At 66.6% G+C, this 2086-nt stretch carries 1 protein-coding gene and 1 pseudogene; both read right to left on the bottom strand.

What is annotated here, in order from left to right:
- Positions 1-1250, bottom strand: a pseudogene (locus tag P0D80_RS49720) (c-type cytochrome); the annotation flags it as partial.
- A 68-nt stretch (positions 1251-1318) separates the two neighbouring features.
- A partial coding sequence (locus tag P0D80_RS49715) for a GMC oxidoreductase (protein ID WP_408295978.1) occupies positions 1319-2086 on the bottom strand: 768 nt, incomplete at its 5' end.

The raw sequence follows: 2086 nt of genomic DNA, 5'->3' as shown, positions 1-2086 counted from the left end.
GGCGCGTGCACCGTGACGGTCTTGCGGACTTTCGCCACATCCGTCGCGCTGACCATCGGCGCCGCGTTGCCCCAACTGTTGCGCACGAAGTTGGTCACATCCGCGACTTCCTGATCGTTCAGGCGCCAGCCGAAGGCGGGCATCGTGAACGCGGAGGGCGCGGTCTTCGTGCCTTCGAGCGTGCTGCCGCTGAGCAGCACGTGAACCAGCGAGGTCGCGTCCTTGCCCTGCACGACCGGATTGCCGCCCAGCGCCGGAAACACGCGGTTGTAACCGCGGCCGTCGCTGCGGTGGCAGGCCGTGCAGTTGTCGCGATAGACGGCCGCGCCCGGCGCGGTGGCGTCGCCCGTGCGCAGGGCGCGCGCGGCCGTGTCGTCGTACGCGTACGGCGTTTCCTTCGGATCCGTCGACGGCAGCGTCTTCAGATAACGCGCAATCGCGGTCAGATCGGCGTCGCTCATGTGCTGCATGCTGTGCTGCACGACGTCCGTCATGCCGCCGAAGGCCGCACTGTGCTGCGTGCGTCCGGTCTTCAGGAATTGCACGAGATCGGCTTCGCTCCACGCGCCGATGCCGGTGCGCGGATTGCCGCGCAGGCTCGACGGAATCCAGCCGTCGATCGTCGCGCCGCCCGCGAGAAACGCCGGACCGTCGAGGTCGCTCAGCGCGCGTTCCTGCATCGTCGCCGCGCGCGGCGTGTGGCACGCACCGCAATGGCCGAGCCCTTGCACGAGCTAGGCGCCACGCGCGATAACCGGATCGGCGTAATGCTTCGCGTCGAACGAAACCGGTTCGGGCGCGAACAGGTGACGCCAGATACCGAGCGGCCAGCGCATCGACAGCGGCCAGACGATATCGACCGGACGGTTCGTCTGGTTCACCGGCGCGACGCCTTGCGTGAAGTACGCATACAGCGCGTGCATGTCGTCTTCGCTCAGGCGTGCATACGACGGGAACGGCATGGCCGGATACAGCGTGTCGCCGTTCGGCTTCACGCCGGTGCGCACCGCGCGATCGAACTGCGCGAAGGTCCACGCGCCGATCCCGGTGTTGCGGTCCGGCGTGATATTGGTCGAGTAGATCGCGCCGATCGGCGTGTCGAACTTCAGGCCGCCCGCGAAGGGCTTGCCCGTGGGCGCCGAGTGACACGCGATGCAGTCGCCGGCCCGCGCAAGATATTGGCCGCGCGCGATCAGTGCCGCGTCGTTCTGGTTCTGTGGCGCTGAGGCGTGCGCGGCCAGTGTGGTCATGCCCAGCACAGCCGCCGCGCCCACGCGTTTGATCGCCTGCGTGAGGCGCTGGATATCGGTCTTCTTCGTCATACGCTCACCAGCGGCCCGGGGTTCTTCAGATACTGCGTGCGGATCGCCCGCGCCGACCAGTAGGCCAGCGCCGCGACGAGGCCGGTCGGGTTGTAGCCGATGCCCTGCGGAAACGCCGAGGCGCCCATCACGAACACGTTGTGCACGTCCCAGCTTTGCAGGTAACGGTTCAGCACGCTCGTCTTCGGATCGGTGCCCATCACCGCGCCGCCCACCAGGTGCGTGGTCTGATAGCGGCGCGAGTCGAAGTGCGCGCCGAATTCACGCGTATAGACGTTGATCGACTTCGGACCCATCTGCTGCGCGATCTTCTGCATCTGGCCGGTCACGTAGCGCGCCATCCTGATGTCGTTGTCCTTCCAGTCGAAGGTCATGCGCAACAGCGGCTGGCCGTACGAATCGCGGTAGGTCGGATCGAGGTCGAGGAACACGTCGCGGTACGACATGTTGCTGCCGTGCGCGTCCATCGAAATGGTGTGCGCGTAGTGGTCCTTCACCGACTTCTTCCAGTCGGCGCCCCAGTTCGGCGTGCCCGAGGGCGTGGCGATGCCGCTGACCGGCTTGGTGCCCGCCTGGTTCACCCACAGCGGCGAACCGCCGACGAAGCCGAGCGGGCCGTGATCGAAGTTATCGGCGTTGAAATCGTCGACCGCGACGCCGTTGCCGCCCGCGCCGATGAACGGATTGGTGAAGGTGTCCCTGTCGAAGAACGCAGTGATGGTCGAGAGGTTCTGATACGCGAAATTGCGGCCGACCACGCCTTC

It is taken from the genome of Paraburkholderia sp. RL17-373-BIF-A (genome assembly GCF_046030175.1).
Classification (GTDB): Bacteria; Pseudomonadota; Gammaproteobacteria; order Burkholderiales; family Burkholderiaceae; genus Paraburkholderia.
This window is presented reverse-complemented; position numbering and strand designations above follow the sequence as displayed.